General features: G+C 67.7%; 21 protein-coding genes. 15 read left to right on the forward strand and 6 right to left on the reverse strand.

Annotated features, from left to right (window positions below; translation table 11 throughout):
- Positions 1 to 145 precede the first annotated feature (145 nt).
- A complete protein-coding gene (locus tag WA983_RS01990; RefSeq protein ID WP_424249975.1) occupies positions 146 to 841 on the reverse strand; it encodes a GntR family transcriptional regulator in 696 nt (231 codons plus the stop codon).
- 141 nt (positions 842 to 982) lie between these two features.
- Here WA983_RS01990 and WA983_RS01995 point away from each other — a divergent pair, with 141 nt between their 5' ends.
- The 8 genes from WA983_RS01995 (at position 983) to WA983_RS02030 (ending at position 9,950) form a co-directional block, all read left to right on the forward strand.
- Entirely contained in the window at positions 983 to 2,263 is a 1,281-nt protein-coding gene (locus tag WA983_RS01995) for a pyridoxal-phosphate-dependent aminotransferase family protein (RefSeq protein WP_424249977.1), read from the forward strand.
- Positions 2,264 to 2,335: 72 nt separating this feature from the next.
- Positions 2,336 to 3,379 carry a TRAP transporter substrate-binding protein gene (locus tag WA983_RS02000; RefSeq protein WP_424249979.1) on the forward strand — a complete coding sequence of 348 codons (1,044 nt, stop codon included), beginning with the start codon at positions 2,336 to 2,338 and terminating at the stop codon, positions 3,377 to 3,379.
- Between the two features lie 83 nt (positions 3,380 to 3,462).
- Entirely contained in the window at positions 3,463 to 4,062 is a 600-nt protein-coding gene (locus WA983_RS02005; RefSeq protein WP_424249981.1) for a TRAP transporter small permease subunit, read from the forward strand.
- On the forward strand, positions 4,059 to 5,351 hold the full coding sequence (locus WA983_RS02010) for a TRAP transporter large permease (RefSeq protein WP_424249983.1): 1,293 nt from the start codon (positions 4,059 to 4,061) through the stop codon (positions 5,349 to 5,351). Before WA983_RS02005 ends, WA983_RS02010 begins: the two co-directional genes overlap by 4 nt.
- Positions 5,352 to 5,367: 16 nt before the next feature.
- The gene (locus tag WA983_RS02015) at positions 5,368 to 6,777 is read left to right on the forward strand and encodes an amidase (protein WP_424249985.1); all 1,410 of its coding nucleotides are present in this window, start codon (positions 5,368 to 5,370) and stop codon (positions 6,775 to 6,777) included.
- 54 nt (positions 6,778 to 6,831) lie between these two features.
- Positions 6,832 to 7,626 carry a fumarylacetoacetate hydrolase family protein gene (locus tag WA983_RS02020; protein WP_424249987.1) on the forward strand — a complete coding sequence of 265 codons (795 nt, stop codon included), beginning with the start codon at positions 6,832 to 6,834 and terminating at the stop codon, positions 7,624 to 7,626.
- A gap of 79 nt (positions 7,627 to 7,705) precedes the next feature.
- Positions 7,706 to 9,163: an aldehyde dehydrogenase family protein gene (locus tag WA983_RS02025; protein WP_424249989.1), complete on the forward strand. Its 1,458-nt coding sequence runs from the start codon at positions 7,706 to 7,708 to the stop codon at positions 9,161 to 9,163.
- Between the two features lie 28 nt (positions 9,164 to 9,191).
- Positions 9,192 to 9,950 (forward strand): SDR family oxidoreductase, encoded by a 759-nt coding sequence (locus tag WA983_RS02030; RefSeq protein ID WP_424249991.1) that lies wholly within the window; start codon positions 9,192 to 9,194, stop codon positions 9,948 to 9,950.
- Between the two features lie 7 nt (positions 9,951 to 9,957).
- Here the strand turns inward: WA983_RS02030 and ilvB are convergent, their stop codons facing one another.
- Positions 9,958 to 11,730 (reverse strand): biosynthetic-type acetolactate synthase large subunit, encoded by a 1,773-nt coding sequence (ilvB, locus tag WA983_RS02035; RefSeq protein ID WP_424249993.1) that lies wholly within the window; start codon positions 11,728 to 11,730, stop codon positions 9,958 to 9,960.
- Between the two features lie 166 nt (positions 11,731 to 11,896).
- Here ilvB and WA983_RS02040 point away from each other — a divergent pair, with 166 nt between their 5' ends.
- The 6 genes from WA983_RS02040 (at position 11,897) to WA983_RS02065 (ending at position 16,881) form a co-directional block, all read left to right on the forward strand.
- A complete protein-coding gene (locus WA983_RS02040) occupies positions 11,897 to 12,367 on the forward strand; it encodes an SET domain-containing protein (RefSeq protein WP_424249994.1) in 471 nt (156 codons plus the stop codon).
- A 3-nt stretch (positions 12,368 to 12,370) separates the two neighbouring features.
- Positions 12,371 to 12,901, forward strand: coding sequence for a TRAP transporter small permease (locus WA983_RS02045; RefSeq protein ID WP_424249996.1), 531 nt, complete (start codon positions 12,371 to 12,373; stop codon positions 12,899 to 12,901).
- A complete protein-coding gene (locus tag WA983_RS02050; RefSeq protein ID WP_424311534.1) occupies positions 12,898 to 14,196 on the forward strand; it encodes a TRAP transporter large permease in 1,299 nt (432 codons plus the stop codon). The genes WA983_RS02045 and WA983_RS02050 overlap by 4 nt, the downstream gene beginning before the upstream one ends.
- A gap of 21 nt (positions 14,197 to 14,217) precedes the next feature.
- A complete protein-coding gene (locus WA983_RS02055) occupies positions 14,218 to 15,243 on the forward strand; it encodes a DctP family TRAP transporter solute-binding subunit (protein WP_424249140.1) in 1,026 nt (341 codons plus the stop codon).
- Between the two features lie 67 nt (positions 15,244 to 15,310).
- On the forward strand, positions 15,311 to 16,108 hold the full coding sequence (locus tag WA983_RS02060; protein ID WP_424249142.1) for an alpha/beta fold hydrolase: 798 nt from the start codon (positions 15,311 to 15,313) through the stop codon (positions 16,106 to 16,108).
- Positions 16,109 to 16,131: 23 nt separating this feature from the next.
- Positions 16,132 to 16,881 (forward strand): TSUP family transporter, encoded by a 750-nt coding sequence (locus WA983_RS02065; RefSeq protein ID WP_424311535.1) that lies wholly within the window; start codon positions 16,132 to 16,134, stop codon positions 16,879 to 16,881.
- A 47-nt stretch (positions 16,882 to 16,928) separates the two neighbouring features.
- Here WA983_RS02065 and WA983_RS02070 read toward each other — a convergent pair whose 3' ends face one another.
- On the reverse strand, positions 16,929 to 17,477 hold the full coding sequence (locus WA983_RS02070) for a YaeQ family protein (protein WP_424251470.1): 549 nt from the start codon (positions 17,475 to 17,477) through the stop codon (positions 16,929 to 16,931).
- A 148-nt stretch (positions 17,478 to 17,625) separates the two neighbouring features.
- Between WA983_RS02070 and caiE the strand changes: the two genes are divergently transcribed.
- Positions 17,626 to 18,240, forward strand: coding sequence for a carnitine operon protein CaiE (gene caiE, locus WA983_RS02075; RefSeq protein WP_424251472.1), 615 nt, complete (start codon positions 17,626 to 17,628; stop codon positions 18,238 to 18,240).
- On the opposite strand, the gene WA983_RS02080 is transcribed toward caiE, so the two are convergent.
- Genes WA983_RS02080 through xdhC form a run of 3 tightly spaced genes read right to left on the reverse strand, consistent with a single transcriptional unit; the run spans position 18,233 to position 22,133 of the window.
- The gene (locus WA983_RS02080; protein WP_424251473.1) at positions 18,233 to 19,729 is read right to left on the reverse strand and encodes an AMP nucleosidase; all 1,497 of its coding nucleotides are present in this window, start codon (positions 19,727 to 19,729) and stop codon (positions 18,233 to 18,235) included. The two genes, caiE and WA983_RS02080, sit on opposite strands and share 8 nt — an antisense overlap.
- 21 nt (positions 19,730 to 19,750) lie before the next feature.
- Positions 19,751 to 21,085: a guanine deaminase gene (guaD, locus tag WA983_RS02085; RefSeq protein WP_424251475.1), complete on the reverse strand. Its 1,335-nt coding sequence runs from the start codon at positions 21,083 to 21,085 to the stop codon at positions 19,751 to 19,753.
- 10 nt (positions 21,086 to 21,095) lie between these two features.
- A complete protein-coding gene (gene xdhC / locus WA983_RS02090; protein ID WP_424251477.1) occupies positions 21,096 to 22,133 on the reverse strand; it encodes a xanthine dehydrogenase accessory protein XdhC in 1,038 nt (345 codons plus the stop codon).
- Positions 22,134 to 22,163 lie beyond the last annotated feature (30 nt).

A 22,163-nucleotide genomic window follows, 5' to 3' on the forward strand; every position in this document is an offset into this window, starting at 1 on the left:
CGCAGCCCGGGCGCGATCCACTCGAATCGCGCGGCCGCGCAAAGCGGTAAGGCCTTCGTGTTCTAACATGAAGTCCGGCCGGGTCGCAATGAAAACCACCTGTGAGTTCGGGTTATCACAGGGTGAGGGGAGGGCCTGTTCCGTCTTACTGCGCGGCCACCTTGCGCTCTACCGCCTCGAGGTGTTCCAGCACCGCGTCGCGCTTGCGGTGCAGGTGCTGCTCCAGCAGCGCCCGTGCGGCGGCGGCGTCGTGCTTCTGCAGCGCGGCCAGGATGCGCGCGTGCTCATCGAGCGCATGTGTCCATTTCTTCTCATCCTGGTTGGAGCGAAAGCGCAGCGCATGCATGCGGCTGTTCAACTGGCCCCAGATTTCGCGCAGGACGGGATTGCGGGCCGCCTGGCTGAGCAGATCGTGTGCACGCGCATTGAGCCCGTAATACGTCGGCAGATCACGGCGCTCGAACGCCGCCTGCATTTCATGCTGCAGCGCGCGCAACTCGGCCAGTTCCTCGTCTGTGATGCGCTGCGCAGCGAGTTCGCCCGCCAGGCCTTCGAGTGAGGCCAGCACGTCGAACGCGCCCGCGATGTCCTCCCGGGTCAGTACGGGCACGAACGCGCCACGGCCCGGATCCAGGACGACCAGCCCTTCGGCCGCCAGCAGGCGGATGGCTTCGCGCAGGGGTGTGCGCGACACCCCCAGGATTTCACAGAGTTCACGCTCATTGAGCTTGGCACCCGGCTGCAGCGTGCCCTGGATCAGCAATTCACGCAGGCGAGCGGCGACACGTTGATGGAGCGTGTCACGCGTCACGCTCAGATCGTTGATGGAAAGTGTGTTCATTTTTGAATTATATATTCAAAATTCACGTTTATAGGGTAATCACCTACTCACTATACCTACGATCTTTCTGGTATTGTATTTTGTATAACGTATAACGTTGCTTTGAATTGACCCCTGATTCCTTGCCAGGAGATGCTCGCAATGCCCAATCTGAACTTCCACCCCGCCGGCCGCCATTACCTCCAGATTCCCGGACCCAGCCCGGTCCCCGATCGCATCCTGCGAGCCATCAGCTACCCCACCATCGACCACCGCGGCCCGGAATTCGGCGCGCTGGGCCGCAAGGTCCTGGGCGGCATCGGCCAGATCTTCAAGACCCGCCACCCGGTCGTCATCTACCCGGCCTCCGGCACCGGCGCATGGGAAGCCGCGCTCAGCAACACCATGAACAAGGGCGACACCGTCCTCATGTACGAGACCGGCCACTTCGCCACCTTGTGGAAGAAGATGGCCGAGCGCCTGGGGCTCAAGCCCGAATTCCTGGGCCTGCCCGGCATCGAGGGATGGCGCCGTGGCGTCCAGGCCGACCTGATCGAGGCACGCTTGCGGCAGGACACGGGACACCTCATCAAGGCGGTCTGCGTCGTGCACAACGAAACGTCCACCGGCGTGACCTCGGACATCGCGTCCGTGCGTCGGGCGATCGATGCCGCCGGCCACCCGGCTCTGCTCATGGTGGACACCATCTCCGGGCTGGCCTCGGCCGATTACCGCCATGACGAGTGGGGCGTGGACGTGACCGTCAGCGGCTCGCAGAAAGGCCTGATGCTGCCGCCCGGCATCAGCTTCAACGCGCTCTCGCCCAAGGCTCTGGCCGCCAGCGAGCAGGCCACCCTGGGCCGCTCGTTCTGGGCCTGGGACGAGATCGTGGAAATGAACAAGACCGGCTACTGGCCGTACACGCCCAATACCAATCTGCTGTACGGCCTGTCCGAAGCGCTGGACATGATCCAGGAAGAAGGCCTGGATCACGTGTTCGCGCGCCATCAGCGCCTGGCTGCCGCCTGCCGCGCGGCCGTACGGGCCTGGGGCCTGGAAATCCAGTGCGTGGAGGAGGCCTGCCATTCCCCGGTGCTGACCGGCGTGATGATGCCGCAGGGCGTGGACGCCGATCAGGTGCGCCGGCTCATCTACGAGCACTTCAACATGTCGCTGGGCGCCGGCCTGGGCAAGCTCAAGGGCCTGATGTTCCGCATCGGCCACCTGGGCGACGCCAACGACCTGACGCTGGTCGCCACCCTGGGCGGCTGCCAGATGGGCCTGACCATGGCCGGGGTCAAGCTCAAGGGCGACGGCGTGGCCGCCGCGCTGGAACAACTGCGCACGACCGCCAGGCCGCAGGCCCGCCACCCGCGCGAACCCGCACCCGCAGCCGCAATCTCTGCGTCGCACAGGGAAGAAACACTGGAAAACGCGTCCTGATCCGACCCGGACAATCCCTCTGTATACATAAGTGTCGACAAACGCCACAATTCCACATCCGAGGAGACAACAATGAAAAAATATGCACGCATCATGGTGGCGGCCGCACTGGCCGCAGGGCTTTGCGCGGGCGTATCGGCTGCCGAAGCCCAGAAATTCAGGGTCATCGGCCAGCCTCTGGCCACCGGCCTGATCCAGGCCAAAAAAGAGCAGCCTTTTTTCGAGAACTTCGGCAAGGTCACCGGCCTGCCGGTCGAAATGGACTACAAGCCCATCGACACGCTGGGCATCAAGGACACCGAAGAACTGCGGGTGCTGAAGTCGGGCCTGTTCGAAATCGCCTCGCTGCGCTTTCCCCAGAATGCGCGCGACGAGCCGACGCTGCTGGGCTTCGATCTGGTGGGCCTGAATCCCGACTACGCCACTGCGCGCAAAGTCGTGGACACGTTCTACCCCCAGGCCGATGAACGGCTGCAGAAGCAGTTCGGCGTCAAACTGCTGGGCGTCTTCCCATTCGGGCCACAGGTCCTGTTCTGCAACAAACCCATCACCCAGCTCGCCGACATCAAGGGCCTGAAGGTCCGCGTGTACGACCAGAACCTGGCCAAGTTCATCGACTCCATCGGGGGCACGCCCGTGCCCATCTCGTTTGCCGACACGCACCAATCCCTGTCGCTGGGCGTGGTCGACTGCGCCATCACCGGCCCCAGCTCGGCCAACTCGTCCGGCTGGCCCGAGGTCTCCACGCACCAGTTGGCGATCGGCTTCCAGATGGCCATCAACGGCTACGCCATCACCCTGAAGGCCTGGCAGAAACTGTCGCCGGAACAACAAGCCACGCTGCAGAAGGCCGTCACCGACCTGACGAACGACATCTGGGTCTATTCCGAAGCCCTGTTCAAGGACGCCGTCAGTTGCAACACCGGCGGGGCCTGCGAGACCGGCAAGCAGTTCAAGCTGGTCGACGTGCCGATCTCTGGCGCCGACCGGGCGCTGCTCAAGCAGGCGGTGACCAAGGTGTCCCTGCCCTCGTGGTCCGAGATATGCGACAAGGTCAACAAGGGCTGCGTGGATCGCTGGAAAAAGACCGTCGGGCCGGTCGTGGGGATCCAATGATGAGCGCCGCGCCCTCCAAAGACCTGCCGCGATTCGCGGCGGACCGGAGTGGCCCCGCAGCGAGGCCAGGTCACGGCAAAGCCGTGACTGCGGCCCCGCCGCAAGGTCGGCGCCTGGCACGTGTCGAAACCGTACTCGGCACGCTGTTCGGGCTCATCTTCCTGACCCTGTCCGTGGTCGTGGTGGTCGAGACCATCTCCCGGAAAGTGTTCAACTTTTCGTTGCAGGGGGCAGACGAACTGGGGGGCTACGCGCTTGCCGTCGGCTCGACGCTGGCCTTCAGTCTTGCCCTGATCGGCCGCACCCACATCCGCGTCGACGTCTTCCACGACTTCTTCCCCAAGCGCATGCAGGCCTGGCTCAATGTGCTGTCGGTGCTCAGCCTGTCCGTGTTCGGCCTGTTCATCGGCTGGAACGCGATCCAGGTGCTGATCGACACGCTGACCTTCGGCAGCACCGCGCCCACGCCCTGGGCCACGCCGCTGATCTATCCCCAGTTGGTCTGGTTCGTGGCACTGGGCGCATTCGCGGCCATCAGCACCGTGTATGGCGTGCGCGCCATCCGCCTGCTGCTGCGCGGAGACGAGGCGGGACTGCTGAGAGAGTTCTCGCCCAAGAGCGTGAAGGAAGAAGTCAAGGAAGAACTGGACGATCTGGCTAAACGCCAGCAGGAGGCATCATGAGTATCGCCATGATCGGATTGGGGTTCAGCGCCATGCTGGCGCTGATGCTCCTGGGCCTGCCCATCGTGACATCCATGGCCGCAGTGGGCATCGTCGGCGGCATCGCCGCCTACGGTATCCCTTTCCTGGATTCCATCGCACCTGTGGTGTGGGGGGTGCAGAACGACAACCTGCTGACCTGCATTCCGCTGTTCGTGCTGCTGGGCGAACTGCTGCTGCGCTCGGGGATCGCAGACCGCATGTACACCACGCTGGCGGCCTGGCTGGGCCGCCTGCCCGGCGGCCTGCTGCACACCAACATCGGCAGCAGCGCCCTGTTCGCCGCCACGTCGGGGTCCTCGGTGGCCACGGCCGCCACGGTGGGCACGGTCGCGCTGCCGTCGCTCCAGGCGCGGGGCTATTCCATGCGGTCCTCGCTGGGTTCGCTGGCCGCCGGCGGCACGCTGGGCATCCTCATCCCGCCCAGCCTGAACATGATCGTCTACGGGTCGCTCACCAGCAATTCCATCGGCAAGCTGTTCATCGCCGGCATCATTCCCGGCATCCTGCTGACCCTGCTCTTCATGCTCTACATCGCCGGGGCGGCGCTGTGGAGCAAGGAGACCATGCGCGAGGAAAAGGTGCCTCTGGACGAGCGCATCCGCCTGCTGCGTCACTTCGTCCCGCCTGCGATCGTGTTTGGCGTGGTCATGGGCAGCCTGTACTTCGGGATCGCCACCACCACCGAAAGCGCGGCGCTCGGCGTCATTGCGGCCCTGTTCTTCGTCTGGAAGTCCGGCAAGATGAACTGGGCACTGATGCGCAACTGCTTCATTTCCAGCGCGCGCATCAGCGGCATGATTCTGCTGATCATGGTCGCCGCCTTCATCCTGAACCTGACCATCAGCCTGACAGGCGTGGCCGAGGCGATGACCAAGTGGGTGGTGGGCCTGGGCTTTTCCGCCACCGGCCTGATTCTGGCGCTGCTGCTGTTCTACCTGATCCTGGGCATGTTCATGGACGTGCTGTCCATGCAGGTGGCCACGATTCCCATCACCTATCCGATTGCGATGGCGCTGGGCGTAGACCCCATCTGGTACGGCATCTTCATCGTGCTGGTCTGCGAACTGGGCATGATCACGCCGCCCGTCGGCATGAACCTGTTCGTCGTCCACGGCATCCGCCCGGACAATGGCGGAATCCAGGACGCGATCTGGGGGGCGGTGCCGTATGCGATCATCATGATCCTGTTCACGCTGCTGATGCTGACCATTCCGGACCTGGTCACCTGGCTGCCGGCCCACATGTAGGACACGAGAGGAAACCATGACCGAACTGTCCGAAGTCTGGCGCCTGTCGGCGGCGGAACTGGGCCGGCGCTACCGCCAGGGCGCACTGACTCCCACCGAGGTGGCCAAGGCCTGCCTGCGGCGCCTGGATGCGGTGAACCCCACGCTCAACGCCGTCATCGCCCGCCGCGACGAAGCCATGCTGCGCGATGCGCAGGCGGCCACTGAACGCCTGGCGGCGGGCCGCCCGCTGTCGGCGCTGGACGGCATCCCCGTCAGCATCAAAGACAACCTGCGGACGGGCGACCAGCCGACGACGTGGGGCTCGCCCGCGCTGCGGGACCACCGGGCGGATGCCGACGAACTGCCCGTGGCGCGCCTGCGGGCGGCCGGTGCCCTGTTCATCGGCAAGACCAACCTGCCGGAATTCGCGCTCGAAGGCTATACCGACAACCCGCTGTTCGGCGCAACCGTCAACCCCTGGAACACGACGCTCACGCCCGGCGGCTCCAGCGGCGGCGCAGTCGCGAGCGTCGCGGCGGGGGTGACGCCGCTGGCACTGGGCACCGACGGCGGCGGGTCCATCCGCCGACCCGCCTCGCATTGCGGACTGGTGGGGCTGAAACCGTCCATCGGCGCCATCGCGCGCGGCGGCGGCCTGCCCTCCCTGCTGCTCGACCTGGAAGTGGTGGGCCCGCTGGCGCGCACGGTGGCCGACACGCGGCTCATGTTTGACGCACTGCGCGGGCCGCAAGCGCAGGACCGCCAGTCTCTGGGCGCCGCCGAAGCAAGCCGCCAGACAGCGGACCGCCAGGCGCTGCGCGTCCTGTACGTGCCGGCCCTGGACGGCGCGCCGGTCGATCCGCAGATCGCCAGCCACTGCCGCCGCGCAATGGACGTGCTCGGCAACCTGGGGCACGATGTCCGGGAAGGCTCCATGCCGCTGGACCTGGCATTCATGACCCAGGCCTGGCCGATCATCGGGCAGGCGGGCGTGGCGCGGCTGTTCGAGCGCTTCCCCCAGTGGCGCGCGCAGGCCTCGGCGAAATACCATGACATGGCCGATCAGGGCGCGCGGCACAGCGCGGCGCGCCTGTGGGCGGTGCTGGAAGACATCGAGTTGCTGCGGCGCGATTGCGAGCGGGCATTCGCGCAGTACGATGTACTGGTCACTCCCGCCGCCGCCGCCCTGCCCTGGCCGGCCCACGAGGCTTACCCTCCCGTCATCGACGGCCAGCCGGTCGGCCCGCGCGGTCACGCCGTGTTCACGGGCTGGGTCAACGCGGCCGGCCTGCCGGCCCTGGCCGTGCCGGTGGCGCCGGCGGCCAACGGCCTGCCCATCGGCATCCAGATGATCGGCCGTTTCGGCGCCGACGACCGGCTGCTGGACCTGGGCGAAGCCTACGAAGCGGCCGCTCCCTGGGCGCACCGCTGGCCCGACCTCTGACCGCGCGGGCTTCGCCGCTCGCACCCCATTCTTCTTTCTCCGGAACCTTTACCCATGCCCTCTACGCTGTCCTCCATCCCCTCCCAGGCTGCGCTCCAACCGGTCATCGATGCACTCATCCAGGCGCGGCACCAGGGCCGAACCACGGCGGCGGCCGACTGCGATCGCGCACTGTCCACGGCGGACGAGGCCTATGCAGTCCAGGCAGCCATCGCCGACGCGTTCGGCTGGTTCGACACCCGCGTTCCCGCCTGCTGGAAATCGGGCGGCCCGAACCGCGAAGCCGTGCTGACGCATGCACCGCTGCCGCCGGCCGGTGTGTGGCGCAGCCCGGCCGCGGCGGGCGCGTTCCTCTTCCACCAACGGGGCATCGAGGCCGAAGTGGCGCTGCGCCTGGGCCGGGACGTCGACCAGGCCACGGCTGCGGGACTGGACGAGGCCAGCGCAAGCGCACTGATCGACGCCATGGCCGTTTCCATCGAGGTCGTAGACTCGCGCTGGCAGGAATGCATGCAGGCTCCCCCGCTCATGCGCCTGGCCGATCTGCAATGCCACGGCGCCCTGGTCCTGGGCGAATGGCACCCCTGGCAGGCACGCGACTGGGCGCAACAAAGCTGCCGCGTCGAAATCGGCGACCGGGCCGTCGTGGAACGGCGCGGCACCCATCCGATGGGTTCGCCCACCTGGTGCCTGCCCGCCTGGTTGCGTCATGCCACCCGCCACGGCGACGTCGTCCCCGCAGGCACGGTCGTCACCACGGGCACCTGGGTGGGCATTCAGGATGCCCAGGCGGGTGAGCGCGTGCTTGCCGTCTTTGAAGGCATCGGCGCGGCACAAGTGCAGTTGTAGGCGCAGCCGGCGGCCGCCCTATCGCGCGGCGCCGAAACCCGCTAGAGTCATGAACAGGCCCACTCTCGCGATCCCGGACATGACTGCCCATCACTTCATCGCCAATGCCCGCCGGCCCGTGCCTGACGAGCGCACCATCCCGGTCATCGATCCGGCGGACGGCCAGATCTTCGGCCACATCGCCCGGGGCTCGGCGGAAGACATCGACCTGGCCGTACGGGCTGCGCAGGCGGCCATGGGGGAACATTTCGACGGTCCCTGGGCCATGACCTGCGCCCGCGACCGGGGACGCCTGCTGGCAGCCTGGGGCCGCGCCGTGCTGGACGACGCCGACGCCCTGGCCCACCTGGAAGCGCGCGACACCGGCAAGACCCTGCGCACCGCGCACAACGACATCGTCGCCCTGGCGCGCTACTTCGAATACTATGCCGGCGCCTGCGACAAGCTGCACGGCGACACCCTGCCCTACGACACCGGCACCCTGGCGCTGACGGTGCGCGAGCCGCACGGCGTCACTGGCCACATCATCCCCTGGAACTACCCGGCGCAAATATTCGGCCGCAGCGTCGGCGCGTCCCTGGCGGCCGGCAACGCCTGCGTGGTCAAGCCCGCCGAGGACGCCAGCCTGTCCACCCTGTACCTGGCCGAAATGGCCGCCCGCGTGGGCTTTCCGACCGGGGCGCTGAACGTCGTCACCGGCTACGGCGCCGAGGCCGGCGCGGCCCTGAGCGCCCACCCCGGCATCCGCCACCTGTCCTTCACCGGCTCCACCCTCACCGGTCAGCGGGTCGCCGAGGCCGCCGCGCGGCATCACTGCCCGGTGGTGCTCGAACTGGGCGGCAAGTCGCCGCAGATCGTGTTCGAGGACGCCGATCTGGACACCGCCCTGCCGGCGGTCATCAATGCGATCATCCAGAACAGCGGCCAGACCTGCTCGGCAGGCAGCCGGCTGCTGGTCCACGCCGGCATCCACGACGCCTTCGTCGAGCGCGTCGCCGAACGCTTCCGCGCCCTGCGCGCCGGGCCGCCCGCGTCGGACGCCGACCTGGGGCCGCTGATCAACCGCACGCAATACGACCGCGTGCGCCGGCTGCTGAACACAGCCCACGACGAGGGCCTGATCGAAGCCGCCCGGGGCCGCATCCTGGACGACGCACCGCCGGACGGCTACTACCAGGAGGCCGTCCTGCTGCGCGACGTGCCCCCGGACAGCGCCCTGGCCCGCGAGGAAATCTTCGGTCCGGTCCTGATCACGCAGGCCTTCCGCGACGAAGCGCACGCCCTGGCACTGGCCAATTCGACCGACTACGGCCTGGTGGCCGGGGTCTGGACCCGAGACGGGGCGCGGCAACTGCGCATGGTCCGCCATCTGCGCTGCGGCCAGGTCTTCGTCAACAACTACGGAGCAGGTGGCGGCGTCGAACTGCCCTTCGGCGGGGTCAAGTCCAGCGGCCACGGCCGCGAAAAGGGCTTCGAGGCCCTGCTGGGATTCACCACCTTGAAGACCGTGGCGATCCGCTACGGCCAGGATGCCTGAGACCCTTCACACGCCAGGAGACAGACCCATGCGTTTGCGCGACAAGACCGCCCTCATCACCGGGGCCGGCTCCGGATTCGGCCGGGGAATCGCCTCGGTCTTCGCCCGCGAGGGCGCCCGGGTGCTCGTGGCCGACATCCACGATACGAACGGCCGCGAGACCGTCGAGCAGATCCGGGCAGCCGGCGGCCAGGCCGAATTCGCCCATGTCGACGTCGCCGACGCAGCCAGCATGCACGGCCTGCTGGCCCAGTCCCTGGCACACTTCGGCGGCCTGGACATCGTGGTCAACAACGCCGGCGCCACGCACCGCAACCGGCCGATGCTCGAAGTCACCGAGGCCGAGTTCGATCGCATCTACGCCATCAACGTCAAAAGCATCTACCTCAGCGCCCAGGCCTTTGTGCCGCATTTCCGCCAGCAGGGCGGCGGCGTGTTCGTGAACATCGCCTCCACGGCGGCCCTGCGGCCGCGTCCCGGCCTGACCTGGTACAACGGCACCAAAGGCGCCGTGGTGACCCTCAGCCGCTCGATGGCGGCCGAACTGGGTCCCGACCGCATCCGCGTCAACTGCGTCAATCCCGTGGTGGGCGCCACCGGCCTGCTGACGGAATTCATGGGCATGCCGGACACGCCGGAAAACCGCGCGAAATTCACCGCCGGCATCCCGCTGGGCCGGTTCTCGACCCCGGACGACGTCGCCCACGCCTGCCTGTATCTGGCCTCGGACGAGGCCTCCTTCATCACCGGCACCTGTCTGGAAGTGGACGGCGGGCGGTGTGTCTGACGCCTGACTATTCTTCTACATACCAGGTGTCTTCCGACAGCATCACCTGCTGGTGACCGTAGCCGGCCGGCATCATCGGGAAGCAGTTCTGCAGCGGCACCACCGCCACGTCCAGGAAATACGGGCCGTCGTGCGCCATGCAGGCGGCCAGCGCCGCGTCCAGGTCGCGCGGGTGTTCGACCCGCGCCGCCCCCCAGCCAAAGGCCTGGGCCAGGGCCACGAAATCCGGGATCGAAGCGTTGTAGCTGTGGCTGTAGCGGCCCTCGTGGATCAGTTCCTGCCACTGGCGCACCATGCCCATGTGACCGTTGTTGCACAGAATCAGCTTGACCGGAGCGCGATGCTGCGTGGCCGTGGCCAATTCCTGGATGTTCATCAGCACGGATGCGTCGCCACTGACGCAGACCACCGGCTTGTCCGGATGCGCAATCTGCGCGCCGATGGCGGCCGGCAGTCCGTAGCCCATGGTGCCCGCCCCGCCGGAGGTCAACCAGCGGTTGGGCCGGTCGATGCCGATGTACTGGGCGGCCCACATCTGGTGCTGGCCCACGTCGGTGGACACGACGGCGTCGCGCCCGGCCAGCAGCCGGTCGATGCGCCGCATCAGGTCCTGGGGCAGGATCACCTCGTCCGAGGGGGGGAACTTCAGGCAGTCGCGCGCCTGCCAGACGGCGATGCGCTGCCACCATTCGTCCAGACGTCCGGATTCCAGCGGATACTGCCCCAGTTCCTTGTGCAGGGCGCGCAGCAGCGGATAGCAGTCACCCACCAGCGCCACGTCGGCGCGCACGACCTTGTCGATCGAGGCCGGGTCGATGTCCAGATGGATCTTGTCGGCGTGCGGGCAGAAATCCGACAGCCGGCCGGTGATGCGGTCGTCAAAGCGCGCGCCCACGCAGACGATCAGATCGGCATGGTGCATGGCCAGGTTCGCCTGCAGCGTGCCGTGCATGCCGAGCATGCCCAGGAACTGGGCATCGTCCGCAGGATAGGCCCCCAGACCCATCAAGGTCAGGGTGCAGGGCGCGCCGGTCGCCTGCACCAGGCCGCGAAAGGCGTGGCAGGCGTCCAGGCCGGAATTGATCAGGCCGCCCCCGCCGTAGAACACCGGACGGCGGGCGCGAGCGATCAGCGCAGCGGCCCGTTTCAGTGCGGCTTCCGTGACCGGGGCCAGCGGCTCGGCGGCGGTCTCGGGCTCCACGTCCGCGACGGCGTGCTCCGGCGGCACGCGGGCGATCTGCAGATCCTTGGGAAAGTCCAGCAGCACGGGGCCCGGACGACCGGCGCGCGTCAGGCGCAGGGCTTTGGCCGCCAGATCGGCGATGTCCTCGGACCGGCGCACCTGGGCGTTCCATTTGGTGACCGGGCGCGAGATCCCGACCGCGTCGCACTCCTGGAAGGCGTCGGTGCCGATGGCGCCGGTCGCCACCTGGCCGCTGACGCACAGCACCGGGATCGAATCGCACAGCGCATCCAGCAGGCCGGTGGTGGTGTTCGCCATCCCCGGCCCCGAAGTCACGAAGACCACGCCGGGGCGGCCCGTGGAGCGTGCGTAACCCTCGGCGGCGTGCATGGCGGCCTGCTCGTGGCGCACCAGAATGTGGCGGATGCGCGGCTCGGCGTACAGGGCGTCGTACAGTGGCAGTACCGCGCCTCCCGGGTAGCCGAACACCGTGTCCACCCCCAGGGCGATCAGCGTGTCCAGCAGGACTTCGGCGCCATTGCGGTCGAGGGCGGGAGCGGCGGCCTGAGCGGCCTGGACGGGATGAGGAGCATTCACGGGCGGTTCACCTGGACGGAAGGATCGGGGATACCGGGCCGGCCCCTCATGCGCAGTGGCACCCGGCGGGATCACCGCCGGGACGAGTGGACTTGCGGACGACATCCCAAGGATAATGAGGGCCAGTTTATCCCTTTTCGATCCTGTCCCTTTCCGATCGCATCCCATGGCCACCCCCCGCTTGTCCTGGCACATCGTGCGCGTCTCGACCCTGCACGGCACCGGCGTCTTCGCCGCGCGCGACATCCCCGCCGACACCCGGATCCTGGACTACGCCGGGCGGCGCCTGACGCCGGAACAGGCCGACGCCCGCTGGCCGGTCAATCCCGACGACCCCTACCACACCTTCTATTTCGCGCTCAGCGGCGGGCGGGTGATCGATGGCGGCCAACGCGGCAACGATGCCCGCTGGATCAACCACGGTTGCGCGCCCAACTGCGAAGCGCGCGAAAACGACGACGGCACCCGCGTGGCGATCTACGCGCTGCGGGACATCCCGGCGGGCACGGAACTGCTCTACGACTACGGTCTGGTAATCGACGAGCCTCTCACCCGCACGCTGAAACGCCATTACCGCTGCCGCTGCGGCGCATCCGCCTGCCGGGGCACGATGCTGGCGCTGACCGACGAGTCCTGATCCATGCCCGACGACCACGCTGCCGATTCCGGCGCCGACGACCTCTCCGACTTCGCCTCGCCCGCCGATCCCCCCCTGCGTGTCCCGCTGCGATTCGAGGACTGGCTGACGGTACTGACCCTGGGCGCCCTGGCGTGCATCACCCTGGCCAATGTGATTGTCCGCTACCTGACGGCGGAGTCCTTCGCCTGGACCGAGGAAATCTCCATCTTCCTGCTGATCGTGCTGACCCTGAGCGCCAGTTCCTCGGCCTTCGTCCGCCTGCTGCACATCCGCATCGAGCTGCTGGCCGACGGCGGCAGCCCTGAACGGCGGCGGCGCTTTGCCCTGACCGCAGGCACCGTATCGCTGCTGTTCTTCGCCGGTCTGACCATCCTGTTGGGCCGCATGGCCCTGGACGAATACAACTGGGGCGACACCTCGCCGGCCATCGGTGTGCCCACCTGGTGGTATTCCATGTGGCTGCCGGTGCTGTCGGCGGTCATCACCCTGCGGCTGGCCGGCATCCTGCGACGCGCCTGGGGGCAGCCATGATCCCCACGCTGCTGTTCGCGCTGTTCATCATCCTGATGGTCATCGGCGTGCCCGTGGGCATCGCCCTGGGGGCGGCCGGCACGCTGGCCATCGCCCTGGCCAACCCAGACACGCACTGGTTCGGCCTGATGGCGGTCTCGCAGAGCTTCTATGCCGGCCTGGCCAAATACCCGCTGCTGGCCATCCCCATGTTCGTGCTGGTCGGTTCGATCTTCGACCGCTCCGGCGTCGCCGCCAGGCTGGTGCGCCTGGCCCAGGCCATCACCGGCAACGGCCCCGGCATGCTGGCCGTGGTCGCCATCACCGTCGCCATGTTCCTGGGCGGGATCTCCGGCTCCGGCCCGGCCTGCGCCGCCGCCGTGGGCGCCATCATGATCGGTGCCATGAACCGCGCCGGCTATCCGCGCGCCTATTCGGCCAGCGTGGTGGCGGCGGGCGCGGCCACCGACATCCTGATTCCGCCCTCGATCGCCATGATCGTCTATTCGGTCCTGGTGCCGCAGGCCTCGGTGCCGGCGCTGTTCGCGGCGGGCATGTTCCCGGGCATCCTGGCCGGCATCGGCCTGATCATCCCGGCCGTCTGGCTGGCGCGGCGCCACAAGATGGGCGCGGCCGCCCGCGCCGAGCCCCGTCCGCCCTTCTGGCGCAGCCTGTTCGAGGCCATCCCCGGCCTGGCCGCCCCCGTCATCATCCTGGGCGGCATGCGCATGGGCTATTTCACGCCCACCGAGGCCGCCGTGGTCGCCGTGTTCTACGGCCTGCTGATCGGCATGTGCGTGCATCGCACCATCCGCGTGCGCGACCTGTTCCCCATCCTGCGCGAGGCAGGCGAACTGTCCGCCGTCATCATGCTGATCGTCACGCTGGCGGGGATCTTCGCCTGGTCGCTGTCCACCCTGTCCATCATCGATCCCATCACCAATGCCATCGTGCATTCGGGCCTGGGGCAGTACAGCGTGCTGACGCTGCTGATCCTGCTGCTGATCGCGGCGGGCATGTTCCTGGACGGGATCTCGATCTTCCTGATCTTCGTGCCGCTGATCCTGCCGGTCGCCCAGGCCTTCGGCTGGGATCTGGTGTGGCTGGGCGTGGTGCTGACGCTGATGGTCGCGGTGGGCCAGTTCACGCCGCCGGTGGCCGTCAACCTGATGGTCTCCAGCAAGATCGCCCGCATCCCGATGGAAAGCACGGTGCCGTGGGTCATGTGGCTGGTGGGCGGCATGCTCTGCACTCTGGTCCTGGTGGTGATCTTTCCGCAGATCGCGCTCTGGCTGCCGCACTATCTGGGATACTGATTTTTCAAAGAGGAGACTGACATGCGCTTCAAACAACTCATCGGCGCCGCCGCTCTGGCCTGCACGGCCCTGGTCACCGCCCTGCCGGCCCAGGCCGCCGACTACAAATCCGAATACAAGCTGTCCATCGTCGTGGGCACCAATTTCCCCTGGGGCCAGGGGGCGGTGATCTGGTCCGATCTGGTGCGCGAGCGCACCGGCGGGCGCATCAACATCAAGGTCTATCCGGGCACTTCCCTGGTCCAGGGCGACCAGACGCGCGAATTCACCGCCATCCGCCAGGGTGTGATCGACATGGCCATCGGCTCGACCATCAACTGGTCCCCGCAGGTCAAGGAACTGAATATCTTCTCCCTGCCCTTCCTGATGCCGGACTACCCCGCCATCGATGCCCTGACCCAGGGCAAGGTCGGCGAGGATCTGTTCGGCATCATCGCCAAAAAAGGCGTGGTGCCGCTCGCCTGGGGTGAAAACGGCTACCGCCAGTTGTCCAACTCCGCACGCGAGGTCAAGACCCCCGAGGACGTCAAGGGCATGAAACTGCGCGTGGTCGGCTCGCCGCTGTACATCGACATCTTCACCGCTCTGGGCGCCAACCCGACCCAGATGAGCTGGGCCGACGCCCAGCCCGCGCTCGCCAGCGGCGCCGTCGACGGCCAGGAAAACCCGCTGTCCATCTACGCCGGGGCCAAGCTCTACGACGTCGGCCAGAAATTCCTGAGCCTGTGGAACTACGTGGCCGATCCGCTGGTCTTCGTGGTCAACCAGGACGTCTGGAACTCCTGGACGCCGGCCGACCAGAAAATCGTGCGCGAAGCCGCCATCGAGGCCGGCCGCCAGGAAATCGTCATCGCCCGCAAAGGCGTGACCAACACCGACAATTCCCTGCTCAAGGAAATCGAAAGCCACGGCGTGAAGGTCACCGTGCTGTCGCCCGAGCAGATCGGCGCTTTCGCCAAGGCCACCCAGCCGGTGTTCGACAAATGGGCCAAGCAGATCGGCCCCGACCTGGTGAAGCAGGCGCAGGCCGACATCGCCAAGCGCTGAATCCCGGATTCAGTTCCTCACCCGGCGGGCCACGGTCCGCCGGTTTTTCGCGCCTTCAGGAGCCCGCATGCGCACTGTCGAAATTCTTGGTACTCACGTCGCCTACGCCGTCGACGGACAAGGGCCGGCGCTGGTGCTGGTGGCCGGCACGGGTGGCACACTGCACAGCAATTGGGGCCACCTGGTCGAACCCCTGTCGGCCCGCCGAACGGTCATCCGACCCGACTACTCCGGTTCGGGTGAAACCACCGATCCTCCCGGCGAATTCAGCCTGGCGCTGCTGGCGGCCCAGGTGCTCGCGGCAGCCGAAGCGGCGGGCGCCGACACCTTCGATCTGGCCGGGTTTTCGCTGGGCGCCTGCGTGGCCGCGCATCTGGCCGCTGAACACCCCGAGCGTGTCCGCTCCCTGACCCTGCTGGCCGGATTTCCCACCGGCGACGATCCCCGCCTGCGCATGCAGTCGGAACTCTGGCTCAACCTGATCCGCCACGACCCCCACGACTTCGCGCGGCTGGTCCTGCTGACCGGCTTCAGCCCCGCTTTTCTGGGGCGCATGGACGCGGCCCAGTTGCGGCAATGGGCCGATGCCGTCGTCGTCTCCAACCGCTGGGAAGGCATCACCCGCCAGATCCTGCTCGACACGCGCCTGGACATCCGCCCGCTGCTGCACCGTATCACGGCACCTACCCTGGTCATCGGCTGCACGCAAGACGCCATGGTGCCCAAGGAGCACGCCCGCGCCCTGGCGGACGCCATTGTCGGCGCCCGCTACGCCGAACTGGACAGCGGCCACCTGGCGCCGTTCGAGCAGCCCGAAGCCTTCCTGAATCTGCTCACGACCTTTATCGACGCCCCGCGGGGCTGAACACGCCCGTTGCGCGGCACCCCATGGAAATCACCTTCGACGTCGCTGTTCTGCTGTTCTTCGTCGCGCTGCTGGCGGGTGTCGTCGACGCCATCGCCGGCGGCGGCGGCCTGATCACCATCCCGGCGCTGCTGGCGGCGGGCCTGCCTCCCGGGGTAGCCATCGCCACCAACAAGGTCGGAGGCGTCGCGGCAGCGACCGCAGCCACACTGCATTTCCTGCGCATGCGCCAGATCGACCTGAAGCGCAGCCGTTGGATGATGCTGGGCGCCTTCCTGGGATCGCTGGCGGGCGGCATCGCCCTGACACGCATCGACAGCGGCGTGCTGCGCCAGGTGATCCCCTTTCTGCTGATCGGCTTCGCCCTGTATTTCCTGCTGTCGCCCCGCGTGGGCGCCGAGGACCGCGCCCAGCGCATCGCCCCCGCCCTGTACGCCGCCGCCGTGGCGCCGCTGATCGGCTTTTACGACGGCTTCTTCGGCCCGGGCACGGGCACCTTCCTGGCCATCTCCTGCGTCACGCTGCTGGGTTTCAACCTGCTCAAGGCCACGGCGCACGCCAAGCTGCTGAACCTGTGCAGCAACAGCGCCGCCCTGGTCTTTTTTGCCCTGCACGGCAACATCGCCTGGGCCTTCGGCCTGCCGATCCTGGCGGGCCAATGGATCGGCGGCACCATCGGCGCGCGCCTGGCCGTCACGCGCGGCCACAAACTGATCCGCGTCCTGATGGTGGTCATGGCGCTGATCGTCTCAGTGAAGATGCTGCTGGAGTGAGCCGCGCAACGGGCCGCGCCACATCGTGCGTCCGGGGCCCGGCCGCCTCAGCCCGCCTCGCGCAGGCAGCGCACTTCCAGGCTGACGTCCCCACGTTCGCATGACACCCAGGCCGTGCGATCCGTGATGTTCACGCTCAGGCTCATGTTGCGCTCGGCCAGCGCCGCCAGCGCGCGCGAGGCCTCGGTCTCCAGGACCCAGACCTGCAGATTGGCCGCCCGGCCCAGCTTGTCGCGCACCCCGGCCCACCAAACGTCCGCGCCCCGGCCATAGGCCAGCACGATGACCTGATCGGCCCGGCCGCAGGCTTTCAGCAAGCGGCGCTCGTCGGGCAGGCCGATCTCGACCCACTGCACGATCGCGCCGGTCAGATCCAGGTTCCAGAGGTCCGGCTCGTCCGTGTCGCTCAGGCCCTTGGTGAAGACCAGCCGTTCGTCGGCCTCGACCCACAGGGCATAGGCCAGCAGCCGCACCATCAGGCGCTCGTCGGTCTCGGACGGATGCCGGGCGACGGTGACGGCATGGGTGCCATAATAGGCGCGGTCATTGTCCGCGACGTGGAGTTCGGCTTTGTAAATGGTGGCGCGCAGAGCCATGGATGATCCGGCGGAAGGGTGAGCGAGGGCAAGAAACGTTCCCTTGAGGCATCCGGATGATAATCCATCCCCTCACCAGGGGCCACATCAAGGCCCACCTGACGGTCGCATCGCGTCCCATCTGGAATCCCCTTTTTCGGAGTCTCCCATGCCCTGTTATTCGTTCGAAGGCCTGACGCCGGTTGTCCATCCCAGCGCTTACGTCCACCCCACCGCTGTCCTGATCGGCGACGTGATCGTCGGCCCCGGCGTCTATGTCGCCCCTCTGGCCAGCCTGCGCGGCGACTTCGGGCGCCTGATCCTGGAGGAAGGCTCGAATCTGCAGGATCACTGCATGATGCACGGCTATAGCGACGCTGAAACCATCGTCAGGCGCAACGGTCACATCGGCCATGGCGCCATCATCCACGGCTGCGAGATCGGAGAAAACACCTTGGTCGGCATGAACGCGGTCGTCATGGACGGTGCCGTGATCGGACCCGACAGCATCGTGGCGGCCATGAGTTTCGTGAAGATCGGCTTCCAGGGCCAGCCCCGTCAGTTGCTGGCAGGCTCGCCCGCACGCGTCGTCCGCGCCATCACCGACGAGGATCTGCGCTGGAAAGGTCTGGCCACCCAGGAATACCAGGCCTTGGTCGGACGCAGCGCCGGCAGCATGATCGAGACACCGCCGCTGCGCGAGATCGAGCCCGACCGGCCGCGTCTGAGCGGAGTGACGGATCTGGGTGCCGTCCGCCGGGCGCAGACGCCGCCGTCTACTTGAACGCAGTCTCGATGAAGCTGCGCAGCTTGCGCGAGTGCAGGCGCTCGCCGGGCATCTCGCGCAACAGTTCCAGCGCCCGGATGCCGATGTGCAGGTGCTGGTTGACCTGGGTGCGGTAGAAGGCGGTGGCCATGCCCGGCAGCTTCAGTTCGCCGTGCAGCGGCTTGTCCGACACGCACAACAGCGTGCCGTAGGGCACGCGGAAGCGGAAGCCGTTGGCCGCGATGGTAGCGGATTCCATGTCCAGGGCGATGGCGCGCGACTGCGACAGGCGCTGCACCGGTTCCTGCTGGTCGCGCAGTTCCCAGTTGCGGTTGTCGATCGTGGCGACCGTGCCGGTGCGCATGATTTTCTTCAGTTCCCAGCCCGACAGTCCGGACACGTCGGCCACGGCCTGTTCCAGGGCGACCTGGACCTCGGCCAGCGGCGGCACCGGCACCCACAGGGGCAGGTCATCGTCCAGCACGTGATCCTGGCGCACGTAGCCGTGGGCCAGCACGTAATCCCCCAGCCGCTGGGTGGTGCGCAGCCCGGCGCAGTGACCCAGCATCAGCCAGGCCGACGGCCGCAGCACGGCGACGTGATCGGTGATGGTCTTGGCGTTGGACGGCCCCACGCCGATGTTGATCAGCGTGATGCCGGTGTGCCCGGGCCGTTTCAGGTGGTAGGACGGCATCTGCGGCAGCGGGGCCGGCCCTTCGCGGGTCTCGTCCAGCGTGTCCCGCGTGACGATGCGGTTGCCGGGCTCGACCAGTTCCGTATAGCCGCCCGCACCCGAGGCCAGGGTCTCGCGCGCCCACTGGACGAAGCCGTCCACGTAGAACTGGTAGTTGGTGAACAGCACGAAGTCCTGGAAATGCCCTGGCGACGTGGCGGTGTAGTGCTGCAGCCGGTGCAGGGAATAGTCGATGCGCGGCGCAGTGAAGGGCGCCAGAGGCCGGGGCTGATTGGCGCGGCCGCGCCAGGTGCCGTTGACGATGGCGTCATCGGTCACCGCCAGATCGGGCACGTCGAAATGATCGCGCAAAGCATGGCCCGGGGCCTCGGAATACTCGCCCTCGACGTATTCGCCCTCCGGGAAGGCGAAATGCAGAGGGATGGGCATGTCGGACTCGCCGATCTCCACCGGCACGCCGTGGTTGCGCAGCAGCAGACGCACCTGCTCGCGCAGGTAGTCATGGAACAGGGCGGGCTGCGTGACCGTGGTCATGTAGATGCCCGGCTCGACCAGGTGTCCATAGGACAGGCGGCTGTCGACTTCCTGGTAGGAATTCACCCGGATGCGGATCGCCGGATAGCAGGCGCGCACCCGCTGGCCGGTTTCCAGGCCATTCACGCAGTATTCGCGAAAGGCGTCGCGGATGAACGCCGTATTGCGCCGGTAGATTTCCAGCAGCCGGTCCACCGCCGCGTCGGCGTCCTCGTAGCTGGAGAACGGAATCAGCGGCGGCAGCCGGGTCGGACGCGCAGAATCAATGAATTTTTCCATGCGCCCGATTATGGCAGGTCTTTATTGCCGCCGCCGGTGCACTTCCCGCCCCGCCGCGTAAGTCGCGGCAATGGCGCGGTCATCGCCCAGCATCGCCAGGGCGAACAGCAGCTCTTCCAGCGAGTCGGCCAGGGCGCTGCGGCGCTCCAGCAGCGGCGTGGCCTTGGGGTCCAGGACGATGAAGTCGGCCTCGGCACCGGGCTCCAGCGTGCCGATCTGGCCGGTCAGGCCCAGGTGCTTGGCAGCGCCCTGGGTAGCCTGCCAGAACATGCGCCGCGCCGTCAGGTAATGGCCGGACAGGCGCGCGACCTTGTGCGCCTCGTTCATGGTCAGCAGCATGGAAAAGGACGAGCCGCCCCCCACGTCGGTGGCCAGGGCCACCGGCATGCCGAAGTTCCTGGCCGCAGTGAAGTCGAACAGGCCGCTGCCCAGGAACTGGTTGGACGTGGGGCAGTGGGCGGCGACGGCGCCCGCGTCGCGCATGCGGCGGCGGTCGTCATCGTCCAGCCAGACGCAGTGCCCGTAGACCGAGCGGGGCCGCAGCAGGCCGTACTGGTCGTAGATGTCCAGGTAGCTGCGATAGCCGGGGAACAGATCCATGACCCACTTCACCTCGTCGCGGTTCTCGGACACGTGCGACTGGATGAACACGTCCGGATAGCGCTTGGCCAATTCGCCGCACAGGCCGAGCTGCTCGGGCGTGGAGGTCGGCGCGAAACGCGGCGTCAGGGCGTACGACTGGCGCCCCGTGCCGTGCCAGCGGCGCAGCAGATCCTCGCTGTCGCGGGCGCCGGATTCGGCCGTGTCGCGCAGGTATTCGGGACAGTTGCGATCCATCATGACCTTGCCCGCCACCATGCGCAGATTGCGCGTGTGGCTTTCCTCGAAGAAGGCCTGGGCCGACCCCGGGTGCACGGTGCAGTACACCAGCGCGGTGGTGGTGCCGCAGCGCAGCAGTTCATCCAGGAAGAAGCGCGCCACGTCCTGGGCGTATTCCGGGTTCTCGAAGCGCCGCTCGGTCGGGAAGGTATAGGTTTCCAGCCACGGCAGCAGGCCCGGCGCCGGCGAGGCGATCATGTCCGTCTGCGGATAGTGGATGTGGGTGTCGATGAAGCCCGGGGTGATCAGGCGGCCGCGCCAGTCATGCACCGGCGTGCCGGGGGGCAGGCCGCCGATCAGCCGGTCGTAGTCGCCGCACTGCTCGATGCGGCCGTCACGCACGACCAGCAGGCCGTCGTGGACCCATTCGCAGGCTTCATCCTCGGCCTTGGGGGTATCGCGGAAATACAGCAACTGGGCGCGGTAGGCCTGCGGGCCGGCGGTGTCCGGGGCTGCGGACGGGGGCGTAGCGGTCATCGTGTCTCCTTTAATGAGCGGGGGCTTCGGCGCGTACCGGCGTGGCGGCCTGCCGTTCTCGTTCGGATCGCAGGCGCAGCAACTGGGCGGCGACCGCGACGGCGATCACGGCGGGCTGCTTGCCCTCGATGCCGGGCTCGCCGATGGGGCAGACGATGCGCGCGACCCGTTCGGGCGCGATGCCGCGCGCGCGGAACCGGTGCTCGAACTTGCGCCGCTTGGTCTGCGAACCGATCAGGCCGAAATACGCCACGTCGTCGCGCCGCAGCAGTTGCTCGCACAGCCGTTGGTCGAGCGCATGGTCATGGGTCATGATCAGAAAACAGCTCTCGGGCGGGGCCGCGTCGATCACGGCTTCGGGCGTGTCGGTCGCCTCGATCGTCACGTTGGCAGGCACCCCATCCGGGAACAGATCGTCGCGCGCATCCACCCAGGTCACCCGGCACGGCAGCGTACCCAGGATGTGCACCAGCGCCTGACCGACGTGGCCCGCGCCGAAGACCACCACATGCAAGGGATCGGGGCGCACGGCCTCGCGCAGCGTCAGGCAGCCCGGGACGGGATCGGGGCGCAGCAACCGGTCGGTATCCGGGCCGGCCGCAGAGAGGTCGTCGGCCGCCGCGTCCAGCGCGGACACGCGCACCCAGGGCTCCACACCCGGGCCGCCCAGGCCGACTTCGCGGACACAGCCGGCCGGTGACTGCAAGCCGGTGCGCAAGGCGCCCAACCAGGTCCGGTCGGATTCCCGCAGGCGCTCGAACAGCAGATGCACCATGCCGCCACAGCACTGACCCAGCGCCGGTCCCAGGGGCAGGGCCTCGACCCAGCGGTCGGGGCCATCGTCCGCGCACAGACGTGCCCGGGCGAACTCGGCAGCCTTCCATTCCAGGTGCCCACCGCCAATGGTGAGCCACTGGCGGTCGGCGGACACGAGCAGCTTCGCCCCGGCCTCGCGCGGGGCTGATCCCTGGACCCAGGCGACCGTGACCAGCACCACCGCCTGCTGCCGATCCAGGCACCACAGGGCCTGATCGATCCATGCGTGCATCACTGGCTCCTTTGATCCTGCATGGGTACA

The sequence above is a fragment of the Castellaniella sp. genome (genome assembly GCF_049650445.1).
In the GTDB taxonomy this organism is placed as follows: Bacteria; Pseudomonadota; Gammaproteobacteria; order Burkholderiales; family Burkholderiaceae_B; genus Castellaniella.

What these genes read in the sequence shown, in the direction of transcription:
- WA983_RS02030 (WP_424249991.1), top strand. Translation starts at nt 9,192, where the DNA reads ATGCGTTTGCGCGACAAGACCGCCCTCATCACCGGGGCCGGCTCCGGA.
- WA983_RS02010 (WP_424249983.1), top strand. Translation starts at nt 4,059, where the DNA reads ATGAGTATCGCCATGATCGGATTGGGGTTCAGCGCCATGCTGGCGCTG.
- WA983_RS02080 (WP_424251473.1), bottom strand. Translation starts at nt 19,729, where the DNA reads ATGGAAAAATTCATTGATTCTGCGCGTCCGACCCGGCTGCCGCCGCTG.
- WA983_RS02045 (WP_424249996.1), top strand. Translation starts at nt 12,371, where the DNA reads ATGCCCGACGACCACGCTGCCGATTCCGGCGCCGACGACCTCTCCGAC.
- WA983_RS02065 (WP_424311535.1), top strand. Translation starts at nt 16,132, where the DNA reads ATGGAAATCACCTTCGACGTCGCTGTTCTGCTGTTCTTCGTCGCGCTG.
- guaD (WP_424251475.1), bottom strand. Translation starts at nt 21,085, where the DNA reads ATGACCGCTACGCCCCCGTCCGCAGCCCCGGACACCGCCGGCCCGCAG.
- WA983_RS02050 (WP_424311534.1), top strand. Translation starts at nt 12,898, where the DNA reads ATGATCCCCACGCTGCTGTTCGCGCTGTTCATCATCCTGATGGTCATC.
- WA983_RS01990 (WP_424249975.1), bottom strand. Translation starts at nt 841, where the DNA reads ATGAACACACTTTCCATCAACGATCTGAGCGTGACGCGTGACACGCTC.
- WA983_RS02060 (WP_424249142.1), top strand. Translation starts at nt 15,311, where the DNA reads ATGCGCACTGTCGAAATTCTTGGTACTCACGTCGCCTACGCCGTCGAC.
- WA983_RS02020 (WP_424249987.1), top strand. Translation starts at nt 6,832, where the DNA reads ATGCCCTCTACGCTGTCCTCCATCCCCTCCCAGGCTGCGCTCCAACCG.
- WA983_RS02055 (WP_424249140.1), top strand. Translation starts at nt 14,218, where the DNA reads ATGCGCTTCAAACAACTCATCGGCGCCGCCGCTCTGGCCTGCACGGCC.
- caiE (WP_424251472.1), top strand. Translation starts at nt 17,626, where the DNA reads ATGCCCTGTTATTCGTTCGAAGGCCTGACGCCGGTTGTCCATCCCAGC.
- WA983_RS02040 (WP_424249994.1), top strand. Translation starts at nt 11,897, where the DNA reads ATGGCCACCCCCCGCTTGTCCTGGCACATCGTGCGCGTCTCGACCCTG.
- WA983_RS01995 (WP_424249977.1), top strand. Translation starts at nt 983, where the DNA reads ATGCCCAATCTGAACTTCCACCCCGCCGGCCGCCATTACCTCCAGATT.
- WA983_RS02025 (WP_424249989.1), top strand. Translation starts at nt 7,706, where the DNA reads ATGACTGCCCATCACTTCATCGCCAATGCCCGCCGGCCCGTGCCTGAC.
- WA983_RS02015 (WP_424249985.1), top strand. Translation starts at nt 5,368, where the DNA reads ATGACCGAACTGTCCGAAGTCTGGCGCCTGTCGGCGGCGGAACTGGGC.
- WA983_RS02000 (WP_424249979.1), top strand. Translation starts at nt 2,336, where the DNA reads ATGAAAAAATATGCACGCATCATGGTGGCGGCCGCACTGGCCGCAGGG.
- WA983_RS02070 (WP_424251470.1), bottom strand. Translation starts at nt 17,477, where the DNA reads ATGGCTCTGCGCGCCACCATTTACAAAGCCGAACTCCACGTCGCGGAC.
- xdhC (WP_424251477.1), bottom strand. Translation starts at nt 22,133, where the DNA reads ATGCACGCATGGATCGATCAGGCCCTGTGGTGCCTGGATCGGCAGCAG.